General features: G+C 63.7%; 20 protein-coding genes and 1 pseudogene. 7 read left to right on the top strand and 14 right to left on the bottom strand.

Translation table 11 applies throughout. The features are described from left to right. Positions 1-3: 3 nt before the first annotated feature. The 12 genes and pseudogenes from NKJ67_RS28715 to NKJ67_RS28660 all read right to left on the bottom strand — a co-directional run bounded on the left by NKJ67_RS28715 (position 4) and on the right by NKJ67_RS28660 (position 10992). Positions 4-891, bottom strand: coding sequence for an amidohydrolase family protein (locus NKJ67_RS28715; RefSeq protein WP_352584664.1), 888 nt, complete (start codon positions 889-891; stop codon positions 4-6). Continuing rightward, the gene (locus NKJ67_RS28710; RefSeq protein ID WP_352584561.1) at positions 891-2027 is read right to left on the bottom strand and encodes a vWA domain-containing protein; all 1137 of its coding nucleotides are present in this window, start codon (positions 2025-2027) and stop codon (positions 891-893) included. The genes NKJ67_RS28715 and NKJ67_RS28710 overlap by 1 nt, the downstream gene beginning before the upstream one ends. Positions 2028-2226: 199 nt before the next feature. Further along, entirely contained in the window at positions 2227-3108 is an 882-nt protein-coding gene (locus NKJ67_RS28705) for an AAA family ATPase (protein ID WP_352584559.1), read from the bottom strand. A 7-nt stretch (positions 3109-3115) separates the two neighbouring features. Beyond that, on the bottom strand, positions 3116-4120 hold the full coding sequence (locus tag NKJ67_RS28700; RefSeq protein ID WP_023756899.1) for a xanthine dehydrogenase family protein molybdopterin-binding subunit: 1005 nt from the start codon (positions 4118-4120) through the stop codon (positions 3116-3118). A 1-nt stretch (position 4121) separates the two neighbouring features. Next, a complete protein-coding gene (locus tag NKJ67_RS28695; RefSeq protein WP_127266795.1) occupies positions 4122-5489 on the bottom strand; it encodes a xanthine dehydrogenase family protein molybdopterin-binding subunit in 1368 nt (455 codons plus the stop codon). Positions 5490-5502: 13 nt separating this feature from the next. Further along, the gene (locus NKJ67_RS28690) at positions 5503-5985 is read right to left on the bottom strand and encodes a (2Fe-2S)-binding protein (RefSeq protein ID WP_127321789.1); all 483 of its coding nucleotides are present in this window, start codon (positions 5983-5985) and stop codon (positions 5503-5505) included. Positions 5986-6044: 59 nt separating this feature from the next. Beyond that, entirely contained in the window at positions 6045-6839 is a 795-nt protein-coding gene (locus tag NKJ67_RS28685) for an FAD binding domain-containing protein (RefSeq protein ID WP_352584556.1), read from the bottom strand. 13 nt (positions 6840-6852) lie between these two features. Continuing rightward, complete coding sequence (locus NKJ67_RS28680; RefSeq protein ID WP_352584554.1) at positions 6853-7296, bottom strand: SRPBCC family protein; 444 nt, start codon at positions 7294-7296, stop codon at positions 6853-6855. Positions 7297-7426: 130 nt separating this feature from the next. Beyond that, entirely contained in the window at positions 7427-8254 is an 828-nt protein-coding gene (locus NKJ67_RS28675; protein WP_352584552.1) for an AraC family transcriptional regulator, read from the bottom strand. A gap of 179 nt (positions 8255-8433) precedes the next feature. Then, positions 8434-9200 (bottom strand): annotated as a pseudogene (locus NKJ67_RS28670) (SDR family oxidoreductase). 11 nt (positions 9201-9211) lie between these two features. Then, complete coding sequence (locus tag NKJ67_RS28665; protein ID WP_127266789.1) at positions 9212-10210, bottom strand: ABC transporter permease; 999 nt, start codon at positions 10208-10210, stop codon at positions 9212-9214. Positions 10211-10251: 41 nt separating this feature from the next. Continuing rightward, on the bottom strand, positions 10252-10992 hold the full coding sequence (locus NKJ67_RS28660; protein WP_013530854.1) for an ATP-binding cassette domain-containing protein: 741 nt from the start codon (positions 10990-10992) through the stop codon (positions 10252-10254). 466 nt (positions 10993-11458) lie between these two features. Between NKJ67_RS28660 and NKJ67_RS28655 the strand changes: the two genes are divergently transcribed. Both NKJ67_RS28655 and NKJ67_RS28650 read left to right on the top strand, forming a co-directional pair. Further along, positions 11459-12448: a sugar-binding protein gene (locus NKJ67_RS28655; RefSeq protein WP_023813244.1), complete on the top strand. Its 990-nt coding sequence runs from the start codon at positions 11459-11461 to the stop codon at positions 12446-12448. A 198-nt stretch (positions 12449-12646) separates the two neighbouring features. Continuing rightward, complete coding sequence (locus NKJ67_RS28650; RefSeq protein ID WP_352584550.1) at positions 12647-13429, top strand: FadR/GntR family transcriptional regulator; 783 nt, start codon at positions 12647-12649, stop codon at positions 13427-13429. A gap of 24 nt (positions 13430-13453) precedes the next feature. Here the strand turns inward: NKJ67_RS28650 and NKJ67_RS28645 are convergent, their stop codons facing one another. Next, positions 13454-14392 (bottom strand): NAD(P)-dependent oxidoreductase, encoded by a 939-nt coding sequence (locus NKJ67_RS28645; RefSeq protein WP_127331723.1) that lies wholly within the window; start codon positions 14390-14392, stop codon positions 13454-13456. 119 nt (positions 14393-14511) lie between these two features. On the opposite strand from NKJ67_RS28645, the gene NKJ67_RS28640 reads away from it, so the two are divergent. Further along, positions 14512-15408, top strand: coding sequence for an NAD-dependent epimerase/dehydratase family protein (locus tag NKJ67_RS28640; protein WP_352584548.1), 897 nt, complete (start codon positions 14512-14514; stop codon positions 15406-15408). Positions 15409-15508: 100 nt separating this feature from the next. Then, positions 15509-16285, top strand: coding sequence for a FadR/GntR family transcriptional regulator (locus tag NKJ67_RS28635; protein ID WP_023813240.1), 777 nt, complete (start codon positions 15509-15511; stop codon positions 16283-16285). A gap of 12 nt (positions 16286-16297) precedes the next feature. Here the strand turns inward: NKJ67_RS28635 and NKJ67_RS28630 are convergent, their stop codons facing one another. After that, positions 16298-16588, bottom strand: a complete 291-nt coding sequence (locus NKJ67_RS28630) for a DUF3175 domain-containing protein (protein WP_031213606.1) — start codon at positions 16586-16588, stop codon at positions 16298-16300. A gap of 170 nt (positions 16589-16758) precedes the next feature. On the opposite strand from NKJ67_RS28630, the gene NKJ67_RS28625 reads away from it, so the two are divergent. The 3 genes from NKJ67_RS28625 (at position 16759) to NKJ67_RS28615 (ending at position 20623) form a co-directional block, all read left to right on the top strand. Then, entirely contained in the window at positions 16759-17988 is a 1230-nt protein-coding gene (locus tag NKJ67_RS28625) for an MFS transporter (RefSeq protein ID WP_023813238.1), read from the top strand. A gap of 177 nt (positions 17989-18165) precedes the next feature. Then, positions 18166-19194, top strand: a complete 1029-nt coding sequence (gntR, locus tag NKJ67_RS28620) for an HTH-type transcriptional regulator GntR (protein WP_023813237.1) — start codon at positions 18166-18168, stop codon at positions 19192-19194. Positions 19195-19495: 301 nt separating this feature from the next. Further along, positions 19496-20623: a sugar ABC transporter substrate-binding protein gene (locus NKJ67_RS28615; protein ID WP_023813236.1), complete on the top strand. Its 1128-nt coding sequence runs from the start codon at positions 19496-19498 to the stop codon at positions 20621-20623. The last annotated feature ends 127 nt before the right edge of the window (positions 20624-20750 follow it).

The raw sequence follows: 20750 nt of genomic DNA, 5'->3' as shown, positions 1-20750 counted from the left end.
GCCTCACACCGGCCGGTAAACCTTCTCCGCCGTGTTCCAGAAGATATCCGCTTCCGCTACCGAACCATGCTTCGCCACCGCGTCGCGGTGCGCCTTGATCAGCTCGGCGTGGCTGGTCCACAGTTTTTCGATCGGGAAGTTCGAGCCGAACATCAAATGGTCGGCGCCCAATATGTCGATCGCATTGTCGACGATATAGGCGATCAGAGCCGGGTCGTTGCGGTGGACGAAGGTGCCGAGGCCGGAGAGCTTGGCGTAGAAGTTGGGGGCGGCTGCAAGCGTGCGCAGGCCTGCCTTCCAGGCTTCGGTGGTTTCCGGCTCCATGCCGGTCAGCATACCGGCATGGGTGAGGATGAAATTCGTCTCCGGGTTTTCGCCGACCAGCGTCAGGCCGTCCTTCATCTGGGCCGGGAAGAGCTGCAGGTCGAAGGAGAGGCCATAGTCCTTGAGCCGCGCCACATTGGCGCGCACCTTGGGGTCGATCACCTGGTCGGCGGAGGCGGCGAAGCGGAAGGCCGGGGTCTCGTGCCAGTGCAGTTGCATGCGCACGCCGCGCAGCAGCTTGTATTTCATCAAGCGATCGATCTGCGGCCTGATATCGTCGACGGTCATGTCGGTATAGCCGACGATGGCATGCGGCCAGCCGGTTTCGTCGGATGTCTTCTGCAGGAAGGCGACTTCCTTCTCGAAATCCTCCTTGGCCCAGTTGGTCTGGACATAGACGGCCTTTTCGACGCCTGAATCCCTCTGGTCTTCGAGAAATTCCTCGATCGGGTAGTCGCGCCGGATCGGCTCGTAGGGACCGAAGATGCGCGGCACCATCGGCCCGACCAGCCAGGGCTGGTCCTTTTGGCGCCAGATGTGGAAATGCGCGTCGATTGTTTTCTGCATCATGAAACCCTCTTCCAGATTGCCGCCGCCGCCGGAGCAGGGCGAGCGAGCGACAGGATGAAATCGGTGAGGCCGGCGAGTGATGAGCCGTCGACCAGATCGTCGAGCACCGGCAGGATGGCGCGAAGTGCAGCCGTTGCCGGCCGGAAGCGCGGGTCGCCGGCTAGCGGTGTGGCCAGCGACAGCCGGAAAGCGCGGGCGCTCAGCCGTCGCATCGCCGTCTCCATCTCGCCATGATCGCCGCGCTCCAGGGCGTCGGACAGGATCACGACCGTGGCACCGCGTGCAAACGACGAAAAGCGCGGCACTGAGAGGAAGGCGAGCAGCGTCGGTCCCATGCGGGTGCCGCCGTCCCAGTCGTCGACCTGGGCCGCCGCGCGCGCCAGTGCCTGATCGCGGTTGCGGATGCGCAGTGCCGAGGTGATGCGCGTGAGCCTTGTGCCGAAGGTGAAGATTTCGGCGCGGTCCGCGCCTTGCACGGCGGCATGCGCCAGCTTGAGATAGTCCGCTGTGTGCAGCTTCATCGAGCCGGAAACGTCGATCAGCAGCAGCAGCTTGCGCGGTACGGTCTGGCGGCGGCGCAGCAGCGGCGAGGGGATGTCGCCATCGGCGCTGACTATTTCCCTCAGCGACCGGCGCAAATCGAGCTTGCCGCGCGAGTGGGTGCGTACGGTGCGGAAGGAGCGCCGGGCTGGTAAGGCGGTCGAGAGTTTGCGACGAAAGGCGGTCAGCCTGTCATCGTCGCGCTGGAAGTCGCGGGCACTCAACTGCTCCAGGGCCGAAGAGAGGTCGCCGCCCTCTTGGCTTTGTTCGGCCTCGAGCCGTTCGTCGTCGGCGCCACCATCATCCTTGATGCGAGTTTCCTCGTCGGCGTCGCCTTCGACCACGGCGGACGTATTGCCATAAAAATGGCTCTGGAAATGCGCCTCGAATTCGTCGCGGCGGTCGGGCGGCGGCGCCAGCGTGGCAAGGGCCGCCTCGCGGATGTCGGCCATCGAGCGCGGGCCGAGCAGGGTCACCGCCTGCATGAAGCCGGAGACCTGCTCGGGGGCGATGGCGAAACCATAGCGGCGCAGCAAGCGGCCGAAGCTGAGGAAGGGCGCAGCGGCGCGAGGCAAGCTTGTTTCCCGCATCATTGCGTGGCGCCCCCCTCTGTCCTGCCGGACATCTCCCCCTCAAGGGGGGAGATTGGCAGGTTCGACGCTTCGCTCTGTTCGGCGACGTGAGCGATTAGCGAAAGCGGGGATGACATCCGATCTCCCCCCTTGAGGGGGAGATGCCCGGCAGGGCAGAGGGGGGCGCTCTCCCGCCAGCATTGCAAAATGACCTCCCGCGTCACGCCAGCGCCTCCTCGACGATCCGGCCAAGCTCCGGTGCGATGTGGGAAAGGTCTTCCTCGTCCTTGATCAGCACGCCGATGGCGCGGCGAAAGGCTTCAGGCCACGGGCTGCCGCCTTTCTCCAGGATGGTCGCCGCGTTGGCCCATTCGACGGCCTCGGCGATGCCGGGCGGCTTGGCCAGCGGCCGGGCGCGAATGGTCTGCACGGCTGTCGCCACGGCGCGCGCCGTTGCTTCAGCCACATTGCCGGCGCGCAGCATGATGATGGCGGCCTCGCGCTCGGCGCCGGGATAGCCGATCCAATGATAGACGCATCGGCGGCGCAGCGCTTCGGCGAGCTCGCGGGTGCGGTTCGAGGTCAGGATGACGATCGGCTGCGCCGTGGCGCGGATGGTGCCGCGCTCGGGAATGCTGATCTGGAAATCGGACAGGAATTCCAAAAGCAGCGCTTCAAATTCGTGGTCGGAACGATCGATCTCGTCGACCAGCAGCACGCGCTGCTCGGGCGCCTTCAGCACCTGCAGCAGCGGTCGTGCGATCAGGAAACGGTCGTCGTAGATGTCGATCTCATGCTCGCCGGCATGGCGGATGGCAAGCAGTTGGCGCTGGTAGTTCCATTCGTAGAGCGCGTGCGCGGCGTCGATGCCTTCATAACATTGCAGCCGCACCAGATCGCGGCCGAGCAGCTCGGCGATCGCTTTGGCCGCTTCCGTCTTGCCGACGCCCGGCGCGCCTTCGAGCAGCAGCGGCTTGCCCAGCCGGATTGCCAGGAAGATGGCGGTCGAAAGGCTTTCATCGGCCAGATAGCGCGAGGCGGCCAGATGCTGCGCCACCGCCTCCGGCGAGGTCGCTGATGTCTCGGCGCTTGTCCCGGTCATTCCAGCCTCAGTTTGCCGCTTGCGCTTTCAGCGCGCGCAGGATGCGCTCCGGCGTGATCGGCAGCGTGTCGATGCGCACGCCGACGGCGTCGAAGACGGCATTGGCGACCGCCGGGATCTGTGGGTTGGCGCACATTTCGCCCGGCCCTTTGGCGCCGTATGGTCCGTCCGCCGATGGCCGCTCCAGCACGATGATCTCGGTCTCGGCGAGGTCGCCGGGACCCGGCATCAGATACTGGTTGAAGTCGGTGCCGCCATGATCGCGGTTGGGATAATAGGGCTCGGTCGTCTCGTAGAGCGCATGGCTGATGCCCATCCACGAGCCGCCGACCAGCTGCTGTTCGACCATTTTCGGGTTCAGCGCGCGGCCGATCTCGAAGACGTTCTTCACCGTCAGCACGGTGACCTCGCCGGTTTCGTCGTCGACCTCGACCTCGGCCACCGTGCAGGCATGGGCATAACAGGTCGATGGCTTCATCGCGCCGGTTTCTTTCTCGGGATAGGAGCGCGGGATCAGGAACATGCCGCGGCCCGAGATCGAGCGGCCGCGCTTGAAATGTGCCGACAGCGCGACATCGAAGATCGAGATCGACTTTTGCGGTGCGCCCTTGACCAGGATGTTGCCCTGGCCATCGGTCTCGAGGTCGGAGGCGTTGACCTCCAGCTCCTCGGCCGCCACTTCCAGCATCACCTGGCGTGCTTCCCTTGCCGCCTGGATAACGGCGTTGCCGGCGCGGTGCGTGCCGCGCGACGCGAAGGTGCCCATGCAGTGCGGGCCGGTGTCGGTGTCGGCGGTGTCGACGACGACACGGTCGGTCGGCACGCCGATCGTCTCGGCGCAGATCTGCGCCATGATCTGCTTCATGCCCTGGCCGAGATCGACCGATGACAGCGTCACCATGAAATTGCCTGTCGGCGTCGAATGCACCAGCGCCTGCGTCGGGTCGCCGCCGAGGTTCATGCCTGTGGGATAGTTGATGGCGGCGACGCCGCGTCCGCGCCTGATCGCCATCTCAAGCTCCCTTCACGTAGGACGACATCGCCATGTACTTTTCCGCTACCGGCCAGTTGGCGGCGCGCGAGGCTTCCTGCATGCACTCGATCAGCGCCGCGCCCTCGGTCGGCTGGCGGTGCGCCTTCATGTCGCCGTCGCGATAGGCGTTGATGAAGCGGAATTCGAGCGGATCCATGCCGATCAGGCGCGCCAGCTTATCCATCTGCACCTCCAGCGCGAAGTCGCCGATGGTGACGCCGAAGCCGCGCATGGCGGAGGAGGGCGTGCGGTTGGTGTAGACGCAGTAGGTGTCGATCCAGACGTTCGGGATGGTGTAGGGGCCGGGATAGTGCCCCGCGCCCTTCTGCGCGCCATAGGGCGAGTGGCGCGAATAGGCGCCGGCATCGGTGTAGCCAGTGACCTTGCGCGCGACGATGCGGCCGTCCTTCATGACGCCGTCCTTGATGACGACCTTTTCAGCGGCGCGTGGCGACGAGATCTGCATCTCCTCCTCGCGGCTGTAGATAAAACAGACTGGTCGTCCTGTTAATTTTGCGCCGAGGATGGCGATCGGCTCGACGATGACGTCGACCTTGCCGCCAAAACCGCCGCCGACGGTGCCGCCGACGAAATGCAGTTTGCTGCCCGGCATCTGCAGGATGATCGAGGTGTTGTCGAGCGTGAAGAACATCGCCTGCGTGTTGGTGTAGCAGGTGAAGCGGTCATTGCCCTCGGGTGCCACCACGCAGCCGGTGGTCTCGGTCGGCGCATGTTCGATTGGCGAGGACTGGTAGCTCTCCTCCAATATGTGGTCGGCGCCGGCGAAGCCCGCCTCGACGTCGCCGAAGCGCACCTTGCGGCACTCGCCGCTGTCGTAGAGATAATAATTCTGGCCGTGATATTCGTTGACCAGCGGCGCGCCAGGCTTCAGCGCCTCTTCCATATCGAAGACGGCCGGCAGCACCTCATAGTCGACCTTGACCTTGGCTGCCGCCTCTTGCGCGGCGCGCTCGGTTTCGGCCAGCACCGCCACCACGGCCTCGCCCTTCCAGCGCACCTTGCCGTCGGCAAGCACCGTTTCGTCCTCCGGCCCGACCTGGATCAGGATCAGGATGGTGTAGACATTGTGCGGCACGTCTTTGGCGGTCAGAATTTTCACCACACCCGGATGCTTTTCCGCTTCCGACGTGTCGATCGAGCGGATGCGGGCATGGTGATGCGGGCTGCGCACCATCTTCAGGTGCAGCATGCCGGGGAAATTGCGGTCGGCGAAAAAGGCGGTCTTGCCTGTGACATGGCCGGGTGAATCGGAGCGCGGCCGAGGTTGGCCGATCTCGTGCAGATCATCTTTGCGGACATCGGCGAAGTAGTTCTTGCGCAGTTCCATTCTTTTGGACCCCTCAGGCCGCGTTCTGCGAATTGGCGCGGGCGGCAGTCAGCACCGCCTTGATGATCGGTTCGTAGCCGGTGCAACGGCAGATGTTGCCCGATAGCGCCTCGACCACCTCGTCGCGGCTGGGGTTGGGCGTATGATCGAGCAGCACCTTGGCCGCCATGATCATGCCCGGCGTGCAGAAGCCGCATTGCGTGGCGAAGGTGTCGAGGAAGGCGCGCTGCAGCGGGTGCAGCACGCCGCTTTCCGAAAGCCCTGAAGTCGTGCTGATGGCCGCCCCATTGCAGGTCTCGGCAAGCGTCAGGCAGGAGAGCCTGAGTTCACCGTCGATGATGACCGAACAGGCGCCGCAGGTGCCTTGATGGCAGCCGCCTTTCGGCGAGGTGTCGCCGATCTTGTCGCGCAGAGCGTGCAGCAGCGTCGTGCCGCTGTCGATGAATTCGGCCTTTTCCGAGCCATTGAGCGTGAATTGAACCGGAACCTTTGCCATGTTTTCCTCCCAGCGCGCCTGCCCGAACCAGCGGACAGACGCGCGCCCCGAACGAAATATTATGCGAGCAGCAACCGGCCGAGATGAACCGGCAGGACTTCGGCGCGATACCAGGCGCTGGCGATCGGGTCGGTGATCGGCGAGATGCCATCGCCGGCCGCGGCCAAGGCCGGCGCGATGCCGTCAGCGGTCAGCGTTCGGCCGATCAGCGCTTTTTCCGCCGCCCTGGCGCGCATTGGCCGATCCGCCATGCAGCCGAGCGCGATCCGCGCCGAGGTCACGGTGCCATCCGACGACAGTTCCAGAACAGCGGCTATGCTGAGCACAGAGACGCCCTTGGGCTTGACCCTCGACACTTTCAGGAAGCGGAAACTGTCGGTCTTCGGAAGCGTGAAGCTTACGGAAGTGACGACGGCGCGGCTGCCGTCCCGATTGGCCAGAAAAGTCTCGATCGGCGTTTGCCCGTCATCGGTGCCGACCGTCGCATCGAGCGCCAGCAGGGCAACGGCGAAATCGCCATAGGGGGCCGGGGCAAAAAGATTGCCGCCGATGGTCGCCATGTTGCGGATGGCCGGGCCGCCGACGGCGCGAGCGGCCTTGGCGAGCGTGCCAAGCTCCGGATGACTGGCGATCGCCGCCATCGTCACCGAAGCGCCGATGCGGACTTTGCCGCCGGCAACAGCGATGGTGGACAAAGACGGCTCGGTCGACCTGACAAGGCCGGAAACCGAAACATCGCCTTCATTGGCCGCGCGGACGACCAGCGTGCCGCCGCCGAGATAGCGTGTGCCCTGGGCTTTCAGTGCCGCGTTCGCGTCTTTCACCGTTGCAAAGGTCTGCAGTGCCAGCGCCATGGTTTGGCTCCTGTCAGCTCTGGCCGGCGAAATGGCTTTTCAGGGCGTTGAAGCCGCCCTGAAAGACATTCGCGCCCATGCCCTCGGCCAGCTTGTCTGCCTCCTCGGGCGCGGCGTCGAAGCTGGCGGTCCATTCGGCGTAGGTGCGGTCGCCATCGGTCACACGCCGCAGCAGCAGGGTCGCCTTGTGATTGGTCAGCGGTTGCGGCGTCTCGAGGATGGAGTAGCTGACCAGGAAATTCTGATCGGAGAAGTCGAGCAGCTTTTCGCGCAGGCGGGCGCCGCTGGCGAGCTGGAAATTGCGCACGCAGCCGATCGTGGTGGCATCCTTGCCGTCTTCAATGTGGCTTTCCACCATGCGCGGATGCCAGCCCGGCAGCCCGTTGAAGTCGCGTATGCGCGCCCAGACCTTTTCGACCGGCGCGTCGATGACGCTGGAGATGGTGACTTTGGCCATTCAAATGTTCCCTTGCAAAAGCGATCCGGTGCAAGGGTAGGGCGGCCATTTCAGCGGCGCTTATCAATGCGTCTTGAGCGTGTATCAAGGAGTCTGAAAAACAGTCGACCTTGACTAAACGAGGACAGGCTCAGGCAATCGCCCGCGCGGCCTCGCGGTAGAGCGTCGGCGGCACGCCGACATGGTCGCGGAAAAAACGCGAGAAATTGCCCTGCGTGGTGAAGCCGAGATTGCAGGCGACCGAGATCAGCGGCTCCCGCGACCATTGCAGCTGCCGCACCGCTTCCTCCATGCGCAGCGTGTTCCAGTAGACATTGGGCGTCAGATTGGTCTGTTCCTTGAACAAAGCGAAGAAATGCGGCCGCGACAGGCCGACGCTGCGCGCCACGTCGTCGAAGCAGATGCGCTCGCAGACATTGGCCTTCATCAGCTGGATTGCCTTGCGGACACGAAAATCCTGCATGGTGTTGATGCGGACACGGGCCTCCTGCGGCGCCGAGGCGTCGGCGGCGTCGAGCACGCTATCGATGAAACGCTCGATCTCGTAGTTGGCGATATCGTCGACGCTCTCATTGTCGCTGAGGTGGTCGAGCAGATTGGCGGCGGCCTGATGCAGCCACGGTTCCAGCGTGATCGCGGCTTGTGAAAACAGCGGCGCCGACGAAGGCAGGTCGCGGCGGCGCCGCGCCCAGTCGGCATCGATGTAGAAGGCGAGAAACAGACCGGGCGTCCCGTTTTGCGACAGAACATGGCTGTGCGGCTGGAAGGAGTTGATGCCGGCGGCCATTCCGGGTCCAAGCCGGACGGTCTCGCGGCCGATGGTCATTTCGCCGGCCGTACCTTCCAGCCAGATGATCAGATGGGCCTCGACATGGGCATGGGTGACGAAGTCGCTTGCGACATTCAGGATAGAAACATGTCCGAACCGGCCCCAGTAGAGCCTGATCGCTTCCGTCATGGGTATATCCTCCCGCAGACGACTGGCCTCCCTTCGCCTGCAACAGGGATTGTGCGGCCGAGTTCGGGGCCGCGTCAAGACGCGCGGGGGCGGCGAGGGCGAATGACGGCCGATGAGGCCGGATTTTCAGACTGAGCGATAGGCACTGGAACGAAGAGCGGTCGGGAGAATTGCCAACGTCAAACCGAGGCCGTCATGCCGCCATCGACATACAGCGTATGGCCGTTGACGAAAGACGAGGCGTCGGAGGCAAGGAACACTGCGGCGCCGATCAACTCGTCGACATTGCCCCAGCCCCCGGCCGGCGTGCGCTTTTCCAGCCAGGCGGAAAATTCGGGATTGTCGACCAGCGCCTGGTTCATCTCGGTGCGGAAATAGCCGGGTGCGATCGCATTGATCTGCAGGCCGTGTTTGGCCAATCGGCGCACATGCCCCTTGTCAGGTTGCGGATCGCGCCCTTGGTGGCGGTGTAGGGCGCGATGTTCGGCCTTGCCAGTTCGCTCTGCACCGAACCGATGTTGATGATCTTGCCCTTGGCGCGCGGGATCATGTGGCGGGCGACCGCCTTGCCGGCATGGAAGGCGCCCGACACATTGGTCTTGAACAGGCGCTCCCATTGTTCCTCGGGAAAGTCCTCGAGCGGGGCGCGGAATTGTATGCCGGCATTGTTGATGAGGATGTCGATGGCGCCGATCTCGGCCTCGATGCGGGCAATGTCCTCGTTGACCGCCTGAAAATCGGTGACGTCGAAGGTCGAGTCATGCGCCTTGAAGCCGGCATCGCGCAGCTTTTCGACGGCACCGCCGATCCTGGCGGCGTCGCGGCCGTTCAGCACCACGCTTGCCCCATGTTCGGCCATGCCCCGAGCCAGCGCGAAGCCGATGCCCTGGCCGGAGCCAGTCACCAGCGCCAGCCGCCCCTCGAGGCTGAACAGGGAGTTGGCCATCAACTGTCGGCTTAGTCGCTGCGGCGGAAATTGCGGATGCGGTCGAACAGCACCGCCAGCAGGATAGCGCCGCCGATGAAGACGCCTTGCCAGAAGGCATTGATGCCGAGCAGGCCGAGACTGTTGCGGATCACCTCGATCAGGGCCGCGCCGACGATGGCGCCGAAGGCGGTGCCGACGCCGCCGGCCAGATTGGCGCCGCCGATGACGGTGGCGGCGATCACCTGCAGCTCCATGCCGGTGCCGAGATTGGTGGTGACGGCACCCAGCCAGCCGGTCTGGATGATGCCGGCAATGCCCGCCGACAGCGCCGAGATCATGTAGACGGCAACCTTGATCTGGCGCACCGGAACGCCGGTCAGCGTTGCCGCGTGCTCGTTGCCGCCAATGGCGAAGATGTGGCGGCCGAACTTGGTCCAGCGCAGGATGAAGCCGGTGATCAGCGCCAGAAGGATCATGTAGAGCACCGGGTTGGCGATGCCGAACACCCAGGCGCCGCCGCCCAATGACAGAAGCTTGGCGTGGTCCGGCCCGAACTGGAAGACGACCGTGTTGTTGGAGGCGACCATGGCGAGGCTGCGGGCGATCGACAGCATGCCGAGCGTCACCACAAAGGGTGGAAAGCCGAGATAGGCGATCAGCACGCCGTTGAAGGCGCCAATGGCGAGCGCGGTGGCAATGGAGGCCAGGATGCCGACCTCGATCGAGTAGCCGGCATGCATGGTGACGGCCAGCACCATCGACGACAGGCACAGCACCGAGCCGACCGAGAGGTCGATGCCGCCGGTGATGATGACGAAGGTCATGCCGAGCGCGATGATGGCGACAAAGGTGATGTTGCGGGTGATGTTGTAGAGGTTCTTCGACGTGGCGAAGGCGTCGGTGGCAAACGACAGGAACACGCAGGCGAGGATGACGGCGATCACCACCCAGAAGGTCTGGCTGGCAAACACTCTCGCGGCCAAGGATTGCTGCTTGTGTTCGATCGGCTGGTCAATTGTCAGTGCCATCGTCGACCTTCATCTGCTGTGCGTGGTGAAATTCGCTGAAATCAAACCTGTTCGATGGCGCCGGTGATCAGCCCGGTGACTTCCTCGGGCGAACTCGACGCAATCGTCTTGTCGGCGACCTTGCGGCCGCGCCGCATGACGATGACGCGGTCGGCGACGGTGAAGACGTCGGGCATGCGGTGGCTGATCAGCACGACGGCGATGCCCTGATCGCGCAAATGGCGGATCAGGTTCAGCACTTCGGCGACCTGGCGCACCGAGATCGCGGCCGTCGGTTCGTCCATCAGCACGATCTTGGCCTGCGACAGCATGGTTCGGGCGATCGCCACCGCCTGGCGCTGGCCGCCCGACATCTGCTTGACGAGGTCGCGCGGACGGGTTTCGGACTTCAATTCGGCGAAGAGCTGGCCGGCCCGCTTGTACATCGAGGCATAGTCGAGGATGCGAAACGGTCCGACGCCGCGCCGCAACTCACGGCCGAGATAGACATTGGCGGCGGCGGTCAGATTGTTGCAGAGCGCAAGGTCCTGGTGGACGATCTCGATGCCGTGCTGGCGGGCTTCCGCCGGCTTGTGCAGGATCAATTCCTTGCCGTCCATGTGCATGGTGCCATGGCTCGGGCGGAAATTGCCGGCGATCATCTTGACCAGCGTCGACTTGCCGGCGCCGTTGTCGCCCATGAGGCCGACCACCTGTCCGGGCTCGATCGACAGCGAAACGTCGTTGACGGCCTGGATGGCGCCGAAATGCCTTGAGATGTTGGTGAGTTCGAGAACCGCCACCAGCCTTTGCCTCCCCGTGATTTGCGACCTGCCGCTGTTCCCGGCCTGGATGCCGACGCTGCTTTGGCCTCGCTCTCCCCGGCTCCTCCCGAAGACGGCGTTAGCGTTCTTTTACGCAAAAGCCGGCGCACGTCAATCAATTGTCGGACGAATTGGGCCAGGACTATTTTAAAAATCCGTTTTGTAGGACAAATAGCATTGACGTTGGCGCCAAGCCGATATTAGCTAAGCGTCGGAGGAGATTATGCCGATCCCCGCTGGCGGTTCGCCGGCCGGAATCGGCGGAGGTTTGACGGCCCAGCATCCGGCGGCACCTGTGTGTGAGCCGATCTGAAGCCGAATCTGGAAATGCTTATCGATCTGTCCTGGCGATACGAGCGCTCGCGAAACGACCCTCGGTCATCACGCATCCGGTCGATCTGTATGGCGGGCACGCCGTGTCCGTTTGTTTCAAGGGAGGACTGACATGAGGAAGACACTTTTGCTCGCCGCCGTCGCCGCAATGGCGTTGGGTGCCGGGCCGGCTTTGGCCAAGAAACAGCTCGTCATTGTCGTGAAAGGTCTCGACAATCCGTTCTTCGAGGCCATCCACCAGGGCTGCGAGAAATGGAACAAGGAAAACGCCAGCTCGGAGTATGAATGCTTCTACACCGGTCCGGCGTCGACTTCGGACGAGGCCGGCGAGGCGCAGATCGTCCAGGACATGCTGAGCAAGGCCGACACGGTGGCGATGGCGATCTCGCCGTCCAACGCGCCGCTGATCGCGCAGACGATCAAGAGCGCCAATCCGACGATCCCGATCATGACGGTCGATGCCGATCTCAGCAAGGAAGACGCAGGTCTTCGCAAGACCTATCTCGGTACCGACAATTACCTGATGGGCAAGAAGATCGGCGAGTACATCAAGAAGGGCAAGCCGAATGGCGGCACGATCTGCACCATCGAAGGCAACCCGGCAGCCGACAACATCCTGCGCCGTGCGCAAGGCATGCGTGACGCACTGTCGGGCAAGGAAGGCCTTGCCGCACTTGCCGGTGAAGGTGGCTGGACCGAAGTTCCCGGCTGCCCGGTGTTCACCAATGACGATGGCGCCAAGGGCGTGCAGGCGATGACCGACATCCTCGCCGCCAACCCCAAGCTGGACGCCTTCGGCATCATGGGCGGCTGGCCGCTGTTCGGCGCGCCGCAGCCCTATCGCGATCTGTTCGGACCGCTCAAGGACCGGATCGCCAGCAACGACTTCGTCATCGGCGCCGCCGACACGATCGGCGACGAAGTGGCGATCGCTCGTGACGGCCTCGTGACGGCTCTGGTCGGTCAGCGGCCGTTCGAAATGGGCTACAAGGCACCGTCGGTGATGATCGACCTGATCGAAGGCAAGGCAGTCGCCGATCCGGTGTTCACCGGCCTCGACGAGTGCACCAAGGATACGGTCGACACCTGCATCCAGAAGTAGGTTCTCGATTTCGGGGCGCCCGGTTGCGGGCGCCCCGTCATTCCTGAACGGAAGCGATAATTCCCGAACGGACGCAATGGTTGGGGCAACCGGCTCCGGCTTTGCCGTGCCCGTGATCTGGATTTTTCGGCAACGAGATCGGCGCCCGTGCGGTTCGGCTCAATCCGGACGACAGACGGTCGACGCATTGGAACGTGGATGCCGGACGAGAAGTCAAGCAAGCAAACCGACCGGGCCAAGGCACAAGCCAGCCACGGCCCGGCTGTCATGCGCAAGGCCGGTGCCGCGCATTTTGCGGGAGCGAGCGTCCATGTCTCGCTGGCCGGCGAGATTGGCCTGCGGATCGTGCGTGGCGACTATCCGCCCGGCACCATCCTGCCCAACGAGTCCAGATGGGCCGAGATCTTCAATGTCAGCCGTTCGGCGGTGCGCGAAGCAATAAAGATGCTGATGGCGAAAAGCCTGCTGGCCTCACGCCCCAAGATCGGCAGTTGGGTCGAGCCGAGGGAGCGCTGGAACCTGCTCGACCGCGACGTTCTGGCCTGGTACGCGACGGCGCCCGACCGCGAGGCGTTCCTGCGAACCGTGCAGGAGTTTCGTCATATCATCGAGCCGGAAGCGTCGGCCTTTGCCGCCATGCGGCGCAGCGACGAGCAAATGGCGGAAATCAGCCAGGCCTGCCGCGAAATGGGCGAGGCCTTGAGCCTGCAGGAGCGTATCCGCGCCGACACGCGCTTTCATCTGGCCATCCTGCGCGCTTCCGGCAACGACCTCCTGGTGCCGCTCGGCGTGCTGATCGAGTCGGCGCTCGACCATCTCTTCGCATTCACGACGCAGCAGGTCGCCGATCAACGCCAGGCGCAGAAGCTGCATGAGGCGATCGAAAAGAACATCCGCCTGCAGCGCCCAGCCGCCGCGCGCAACGCCGTGCACAAGCTGCTTGCAGATACCGACGATGGGATAGGGCGGTGGAGGCGGTGACCGGCGCCAGGGTTGGGTAATCGGTCAAATGGTCTGCTTCTTCCCATCCTTCATCGGCATCAGGTCGACACCGTTCACCCCAGCGATATGCGTCGCCAGCATCGGCACGAATTGCTCGGCCGGCCCGGTTGCATGGGCACCGGCGAAGGAGTTCTTGGTGGCGTTGCCGAGCGGATTGGCAATACCGGCCGCACCCGCCATCGATTCCAGATAGGTCAGGTCCTTGAAGGCATTGGCGATGGTGAATTTGTGCGCGTCGCGGTCACCTTCCAGCGTCCAGCGCATGAAGGTCTGGTAGAAGCCGCAATCCATGCGGCCATTGCGAATGACGCTGTCGAAGCGCGGCGGCGAGATGCCGACCTTCTCAGCCAGCGCCAGCGCCTCGGAATAGATCGCGGCGTAGCCGAGCGAGATGAAATTGTTGAGCAGCTTCATGCGATGGCCGTCGCCGGTGTCGCCGATATGGACGATGCGGCCGGCCCAGGTTTCGATCACCGGCTTCACCCTGGCAAAGAGGGCGTCCGGCGCGCCGACCATGGCGTCGAGCGTGCCTTCCCAGGCTTCCTTCGGCGTGCGGCTGAGCGGCGCGTCGACAAAATCGATTCCGAGCGCCTTGAGTTCCGCTGCCAGCGCCACCGTCGAGACCGGATCGGAGGTCGAGCAGTCGACGACGACCGAGCCCTTTTTCAAGCCCTCCTTGAGGCCGCCGGGGCCGCGAATGATGGCTTCGACCTCGCGCGAACCGGTGACGCAGATGAAGACGATATCAGATGCCGCCGCCACATCGCGCGAGGTCGATGCTTCCGTGGCGCCGCGGCCAAGCAGGTCTTCCGCCGGTTTGCGGTTCTTGCGGCCGAGGAAGGTCAGGCTGTAGCCCTTGTCGACGATGTTCTTGGCGATCCCGTGGCCCATAAGGCCAAGCCCGATGAAGCCGATCTTTTCGCTCGCGGCAGTCGTGTTCATGTCTTCAAGTCCTGTTGCAATGATTGATGTCAGGCGCTGCCGTTTTGCAGGCGAGGGTGGTTGCGGATGGCGATATTGTCTGACAATACACATAAATTCCTGAGGATGTGGAGAGCAAAATGACGAAGCGGATCATGTTCACCGGCGGCAGCGGCAAGGCCGGACGCCATGTCGTCCAATATCTGGTCGAGCAAGGCTGCCAGGTGCTCAACATCGACACCAAGCCGCTCGACAATCCCAAGGTGCGCACGCTGATCACCGACATCACCGACAGCGGGCAGGTGTTCAACGCGCTGTCGAGCTATATGGGCCTGCATGAATTCGACCCCTCGCTGCGCCCGCAGCCGGTCGATGCGGTGGTGCATTTCGCCGCCATCCCGCGCATCATGATCACCACCGACAACGAGGTGTTCCGCATCAATGCGCTCGGCACCTACAATGTCGTCGAGGCGGCGGTGAAGCTCGGTATCCGCAAAATTATCATCGCCTCCAGCGAGACGACCTATGGGCTTGTGTTCGCCAACGAGCCGCGCGATCCCAAATATTTCCCGCTCGACGAGGAGTATGACGTCGACCCGATGGACAGCTATGCTTTGTCCAAGGTCGTCAACGAGAAGACGGCGCGGGCCTTCGCCCAGCGCAACGGCACCGACATTTATGCCCTGCGCATCGGCAACGTCATCGAGCCGCACGAATATTCACTGTTTCCGAAATGGTTCGCCGATCCGGGTTTCCGCAAGCGCATCGCCTGGAGCTATGTCGACGCGCGCGACCTTGGCCAGATCACGCTGCGCGCCATCGAGAAGGACGGCCTCGGCTATCAGGTGATCAACGCCGCCAATGACGACACCTCATCCGACCTGCCGACTGCCGAACTCCTGAAGCGGTTCTACCCCGGCGTGCCGGTGAAGGCCGAGCTCGGCGAATACGAGACGCTGCTGTCGAACCGCAAGGCGCGCGACGTGCTGGGCTTCCGCCCGGAGCATAGCTGGCGCAAATACGTCAAGCAGGACTGATCCGCGAAGCATCGAGCTGATCTGTGCACAGCGGGCGGCTTTGCGGTGCAAGCCGCTTGCCGCGCTTGACAGCCTGCTTAATACGGACTTTCTGGAACCCATGCGGGACGCGAAGCCGAACAAGGAAAAATCGTTGGGGAAAGCGGCCTCCGGGGACCGTCCGGGCGGCGTTCGCCGGGCGGACGCCGCCCGTATTCCTGGCTCCAGCGTCCACGCCTCGCTGGCCAGCGAAATTGGCCTCAGGATCGTGCGCGGCGACTATCCGCCTGGTACCATCCTGCCCAATGAAGCGAAATGGTCGGAGACCTTCAGCGTCAGCCGCTCGGCGGTGCGCGAGGCGATCAAGATGCTGATGGCCAAGAGCCTTTTGGCCTCACGTCCCAAGATCGGCAGCTGGGTCGAGCCGAAGGAACGCTGGAACCTGCTCGATCGCGATGTGCTTGCCTGGTACGCGACGTCGCCGGATCGCGAAGTGTTCCTCAAGACGGTGCAGGAATTCCGCCACATCATCGAGCCGGAAGCGACCGCGTTTGCCGCCATGCGAAGAACCGACGAGCAGATGGCCGAGATCAGCCTGGCCTGCCGGGAGATGGGAGAGGCGACGAGCCTGCAGGAGCGGACCCGCGCCGACACGCGCTTCCATCTTGCCATCCTGCGGGCTTCGGGCAACGACCTGTTGGTGCCGCTCGGCGTACTGATCGAATCCGCCTTCGATCACCTCTTTGCCTATACGACGCGGGAGATCGACGATCTCAACCACGCGCAGAAGCTGCACGAGGCAATCGAGAAGAACATCCGCCTGCAGCGCCCCGACGCGGCGCGCAATGCAGTGCGCAAACTGCTCGCCAACACAGACGGCGTCATCCGCGCCCGGTAGGGCCGGCCGCCGCTAATCATCCTTGTCACGTCCGAAGGCGCTGCGCAGTTCATCCTTGGCGTCCTCAAGCACTTTTTTGCGCGCGGCAGGCAAGTTCTTGCCGGCGCGGTTGATGTAGAAGTTCAGCATCGACATGGCCGACTGGAACGGCTCGGCCTTGCGCCGGTGGCTGTGTTCGGCGGATCGCTTGAGCGAGGCGGCGATCTTCCTGGCGTCGTCGGATTCGAAGACGTGATCCTCAAGATCCATCGCGTCGCTGTGCTCGGTCACCTCGGCCGACCATTTTTTCCTGGTGGCGGTCATCGCAGGACTCCTCTGCAGGGTAGGCTGCCAGGAAACTCCGCACATCGGCATCGGTTCCGCCCTGGCTCTGGAGCCACGGATTTGCCAGCTGTGGCGCTGCTGCGACCCGAGAATGCGCCGATAGTGGCGCAAACGGCAGCCGATCTCCGAGACCGCCGACAGGAAACGCCTTGACCCGAACCGACAGCATCCAGCCCGGCCCCGGCATCGACAGCTCCTATGCCTGGATGCGGCTTGCCATCTCGATGCTGCTGGCGACGATCGGCGCCGTCGGAATGTGGGCAGTCGTCGTCGTGCTGCCCGCGGTGCAGGCCGAGTTCGGCGTCGACCGCGCAGCGGCGTCCATGCCTTATACTGCGACCATGGTCGGCTTTGCCGCCGGCAACGTGCTGGTCGGCCGCGCCATCGACCGGATGGGATACTGGATCCCGGCGCTGCTCTCTTCGATTGCGCTTTCCGCCGGCCTGCTTCTCGCGGCGCTGTCGACCTCGATCCTGCAATTCACGCTTGCCCAAGGAGTGCTGATCGGTATCGGCACGTCGGTGATCTTCGGGCCGCTGATCGCCGATATCTCGCACTGGTTCAACCGCCGGCGCGGTGTCGCGGTGACCGCGGCGGCCGCCGGAAACTACCTCGCCGGAGCGATCTGGCCGACCATCATGCCGACGCTGATAAAGGCGGAAGGCTGGCGCTTCACTTATGCCGCCATCGGCATCTTCTGTCTGGTGACTATGGTGCCGCTGGTGCTGATGCTGCGGCGCGGTGCCCCAGTTGCGGCTGCCGCCGGTTCGCCCGGAAGCCGGCCGGTGCAGTCGATGCCGCTGTCGCCGGCGGCGTTGCAGGTGCTGCTGGTCGTCGCCGGCCTCGGCTGCTGCGTGGCGATGTCGATGCCGCAAGTGCATATCGTCGCCTATTGCATGGACCTTGGCTACGGCGTCGCACATGGCGCCGACATGCTGTCGATCATGATGGCAGGCGGCGTCGTCAGTCGGCTGGCATCGGGCTTTCTCGCCGACCGCATCGGCGCGGTGTGGACACTGATGATCGGCTCGGTGCTGCAATGCCTGTCGCTGCTGTTCTACATCCCATTCGACGGGCTTGCCTCGCTCTATGTGGTGTCGCTGGTGTTCGGCCTGTCGCAGGGCGGTATCGTGCCTTGCTACGCGATCATCGTGCGCGACTACATGCCGGCCAAAGAGGCTGGCCAGCGTATCGGCATCGTCTTGATGGCGACGATCTTCGGCATGGCGATCGGCGGCTGGATGTCGGGCTGGATCTACGATTTGACCGGCTCCTATGCGGCTGCGTTCCTCAACGGCATCGCCTGGAATTTGCTGAACATACTGGCGATCGGGCTGCTGTTGTGGAAGGCACGGCGCAGCACAGCCGTGATGGCCTGAGCTCACCCTGCCCAATGGTCCGGGAGCTGCGCGGCTTGACAACCACCCAAGGCTGCGCGACGCCGGAAGGCGGATGGGTGCGGCAACAGGCCGATTTGGCATGACGACGGTGGCAAAGACCCTGAATATGGTTCTAAAGGCGCTTGGCTGCACAAGCCCGTCGCCAGGAGTGCGCCCTTGACCAAGCCGCGCTCGCGCCGGGGCGGCGGCCGCCCTACCATCGCGGATGTCGCGCGCAAGGCCGGCGTTGGTGCGATCACCGTGTCGCGCGCCCTGCGCGAGCCGGAGCGTGTGTCCGAAGAGCTGCGCCGCCAGATCCAGGCCGCCGTCGACGAACTGGGCTATGTGCCGGACCCGAATGCCCGGGCCCTGGCCTCGGCGCGCGCGGAGGTGTTCGGCGTGCTGGTGCCGTCGCTTACCAACAACGTCTTCGCCGAGGTGGTGCGCGGCATCTATGACAGCCTGTCGGCCAGCCCCTTCCGCATCCAGCTTGGCAACACCCACTATTCCGGCCTCGAGGAAGAGCGGCTGCTGCAGGTGTTCGGTTCGCAACGGCCGGCAGCGTTGATCGTCGCCGGCATCGATCAGACACCGGCTTCGCGAAAGCTGCTGGAAAGTGCCGGCTGCCCTGTGGTGCAGGTCATGGAAACGGGTCCCGATCCGGTCGACATGATGGTCGGCTTCTCGCATCTGGATGGCGGCAGGGCGGCGAGCGAGCATCTGATCGAGGCGGGCTATCGCCGCATCGGCTTCATCGGCGCGCGCATGGATCCGCGTTCGCAGCGGCGCCTTGCCGGCTATCGCGCGGCGATGGAGGCCGCGGGCCTGTTCGACCCGCGCCTCGTCACCACTACGCCGGTGCTGTCCAGCGTCTCGCTCGGCCGCGAGATGTTCCGCGATGCGCTGGCCAAGGTGCCGACACTCGACGGTGTCTTCTGCAACAATGACGATATCGCGCTCGGCGTCTTGTTCGAATGCCATCGCGCCTCGATCGCGGTACCGAAGACGATCGGCATCGTCGGGTTCAACGATCTCGACATGATGCAGGTGGCGTTTCCTTCGGTCACCAGCATCCGCACCCATCGTTATGAGATCGGCCGGCGTGCCGTTGCCATGGCGCTTGCGGCGATCGCCGGCAACAGACCGGAGCAACGGATCGTCGACCTCGGTTTCGAGCTCAAGCGCCGCGAGAGCACGGCGCGTTGAAACGCACAGGAGCGACTGTGCAAATGCCGGTTTACACGCCAATTTGGTAGCGCTACCATTTCCCGCAGGCAGGTGCATAAACGACAGGGCGTACCTGTTTATTATACATAAGCGACAACTAATACTTGTTTATTATGGATAATATGATAGTTTTCGTACCGCTGGGGGCGACAAGGGAGGAACCGGGTCGGCCACCACGGGCGGCCAAGGACGCGCATGGCGAGGCGGGAGGTGCCGGTCCATCGCGCGAAAATTCGCGTTGCGAAACGAACAATCTGAACTGCAATCGGGAGGATTATCGATGATCAAGTCACTTGTTGGTGGCGTCGTTGCCGCCACTGCATTCGTCATGCTCAATTCGGCCGCCATGGCCGCCGGACCCGAAATCGTGTCGGGTCCCGCCGCTCAGGCGGACTGTTTCGCGCCGTGGAGCGCGGAGACCAAATTCTTCAAATATCCCAAGAAGGAAGGGCCGTTCCGCATCGCCTTTGCCAATGGCTATATCGCCAATACCTGGCGCATCCAGATGGTGCAGACGGCCAAGGCCTACGCCGCACAACCTGAAGTCAAAGCCAAGATCAAGGAATTCAAGGTCGTCTCGACGGGCGAGGACGTGCCGGCACAGATCTCGGCGATCAACAATTTCATCGATTCCGGCTATGACGCCATCGTCACCGACGCCCAGAACCCGACGGCCTTCGGTCCGGTCATCAAGCGCGCCAAGGAAGCCGGCATCGTGCTGGTCGCCTTCGACAACATCCTCGACACCAAGGACGCCATCAACGTCAATGTCGATCAGAAGGGCCTTGGCGAATTGTGGGCCAAGTGGCTGGTCGCCAAGATTCCGAACGGCGGCAAGATCCTGGAAGTGCGCGGCGTCGCCGGCACCTCGGTCGACACCGATCGTCACAACGGCATCCACGAGGTCTTCGACGCGTCCGGCAAGAAGTGGGACGTGACCGAAGTCGCCGGCAAATGGGATGACGGCGTGGCACAGAAAGTGACCGCGGATGCGATCGCCACCAACGGTCCGTTCGACGGCATCACCGGGCAGGGCGGCGACACCGGCATCGTGCAGGCGATGATCGACGCCAAGCATCCGTTCGTGCCGTTTGGCGGCGAGACCGAGAACGGCTTCCGCAAGTTCTGCGCCGCGCATTCGGCCGACGGGCTGAAGTGCTCGTCCGCAGGCTCGGGTCCGGCTCAGGTCGCCGTCGCCATCAAGACCGCGATCGCCGCACTCGAAGGCGAGGTTGTGCCACAAGAGGTGAAGCTGCCGCTGGCGATCGCCGAAGACCCGAACTTGAAGGAAGGCACGGATTATTTCCCCAAGGAATCCGATAATTTCTTCGTCGGCAATTCCTTCCCGACCTGCGGCATCAATTTCAGCGCCCAGGAAATCATGGGTCAGACCAAGGAAAACCAGTAAATCATCGCTGGCTGTCACCTGGCGCCGGGGCGGGGGGGCGGGGGCGCGGGGGGAGGGAACAACAAACAAACCCGCGGAGAGGAGGGGCAGGGGGCGGGGGGGGCTGGTGTTGTTTTGTGTATGATAT

Source organism: Mesorhizobium sp. M0088 (assembly GCF_040322895.1).
GTDB lineage: Bacteria > Pseudomonadota > Alphaproteobacteria > Rhizobiales > Rhizobiaceae > Mesorhizobium.
The sequence above is the reverse complement of the archived record's forward strand: the minus strand, read 5'-3'. Positions and strand labels throughout refer to the sequence as shown.